Below are 1,214 nucleotides of genomic sequence, written 5' to 3'. Positions count from 1 at the left end.
TTCTAGTTAGTAAAGAACTTTTGGATTCTAACAAAAAAATTCTAGTAATCAGTAATCGTTCTTGAATTCCAAGATTTTTCTTCGTCTATTTTACTTTGAGTTGAATTCCTAATTGTTTGAATTGTGTAATCTCCCATTATGGAGATTGGTAACCGACTCAAAGCAATTTGATTGTAATTCAATTCATGACGATCATAAGTAGAAAGTTCATATTCTTCAGTCATTGATAAACAGTTTGTCGGACAGTACTCAACACAATTACCACAAAATATACAAACTCCGAAATCAATACTATAATTAAGCAATTGTTTCCTTTTAATATCCTTTTCAAATCTCCAATCCACAAGAGGTAGATCTATAGGGCATACGCGAACACATACTTCACAAGCAATACATTTATCAAATTCAAAGTGGATTCGCCCCCGGAAACGCTCCGATGTAATTGATTTTTCATAGGGGTAGTGAATCGTTATAGGTAAACGATTTGTGTGGGATAAGGTAATTATGAAACTTTGACCAATGTACCTTGCTGCGCGTATTGTTTGTTGACCATAACTCATGAACCCAGTTACCATAGGGAACATATTCGAAATATCTATGAAAAAGGTATGTTTCTTTCTCTTGTTTGAGAGGACTTTTGTGTTGAAAATATTCTTACTGTTATTGTATTATCTTATTTTATAGTGAAACAAGTTGGGAAGAAGTTGTTAATAAGAGATTGCCCAGGGAAATAGGTAAAAGAAATTTCCATCCAAGATTTAATAACTGATCCATTCTCATCCTGGGTAAAGTCCATCTTATTGTGATAGAAATGAAGAGAAATAAATAAGCTTTAGTTAATGTAATAAAGATACTCATTGTCATTTCTAAAATTCCAACCATTTTATTCATTTGGAAAAATCCAAAAAAGGATATATAGGGAATAGACAAATTCCACCCGCCTAAGTAGAGAACTGTTACAAATAAAGAGGAAACTAATAAATTTAGGTAAGAAACAAGATAAAATAAACCATATTTGATACCAGAATATTCGGTTTGATAACCTGCTACTAATTCTTCCTCCGCTTCTGGTAAATCAAAGGGTAATCTTTCACATTCCGCCAAAGAAGAAATTAGAAAAACCAGAAAACCTATAGGCTGACGCCAAAGATTCCATCCAAAAAAACCATATTTTGACTGTGCTTCAACTATATCAACTGTACTTGAACTGTTGG

The 1,214-nt window shown here is 32.6% G+C and carries 2 protein-coding genes; both read right to left on the bottom strand.

Translation table 11 applies throughout. From position 1 onward, the window contains the following. Positions 1-41: 41 nt before the first annotated feature. Entirely contained in the window at positions 42-575 is a 534-nt protein-coding gene (ndhI, locus tag QQK43_RS23685) for an NAD(P)H-quinone oxidoreductase subunit I (RefSeq protein WP_284309629.1), read from the bottom strand. A gap of 103 nt (positions 576-678) precedes the next feature. Beyond that, the coding region (locus QQK43_RS23680; RefSeq protein WP_284309628.1) for an NADH-quinone oxidoreductase subunit H at positions 679-1,214 on the bottom strand (536 nt) is incomplete at its 5' end.

Origin of the sequence: Hydrogenophaga electricum, assembly GCF_030160815.1 — a bacterium.
Taxonomy (GTDB): Bacteria; Pseudomonadota; Gammaproteobacteria; order Burkholderiales; family Burkholderiaceae_C; genus Hydrogenophaga; species Hydrogenophaga electricum.
Note: the sequence above shows the minus strand (reverse complement) of the source record. Positions and strands in the feature narration are given on the sequence as shown.

Excerpts from the sequence above, each read along its gene's own strand:
- ndhI (WP_284309629.1), bottom strand. The coding sequence starts at position 575 with ATGGTAACTGGGTTCATGAGTTATGGTCAACAAACAATACGCGCAGCA.